Genomic DNA, 205 nt, shown 5'->3' with positions numbered 1-205 from the left:
TGGTAGGCCTGAGTGGACTTGAACCACCGACCTCACCCTTATCAGGGGTGCGCTCTAACCAGCTGAGCTACAAGCCTACTACTCGGCAATTTGCCGACTAGTCGCAATGTAATTGCAGACTACTCTTCCGCTCTCTTCACTTTCTGATCAGATAATTCGTGTGGACGCTTGCCAAGATTCGGCTTTCGTTTAAGGAGGTGATCCA

At 50.2% G+C, this 205-nt stretch carries 1 tRNA gene; it reads right to left on the bottom strand.

Going from position 1 to position 205, the window contains the following annotated elements:
- Window positions 1-77, bottom strand: a tRNA-Ile gene (locus A3773_RS17485).
- Between the last annotated feature and the right edge of the window lie 128 nt (window positions 78-205).

This window comes from Neptuniibacter pectenicola (genome assembly GCF_001597735.1).
In the GTDB taxonomy this organism is placed as follows: Bacteria; Pseudomonadota; Gammaproteobacteria; order Pseudomonadales; family Balneatricaceae; genus Neptuniibacter; species Neptuniibacter pectenicola.
The sequence above is the reverse complement of the archived record's forward strand: the minus strand, read 5'-3'. Positions and strand labels throughout refer to the sequence as shown.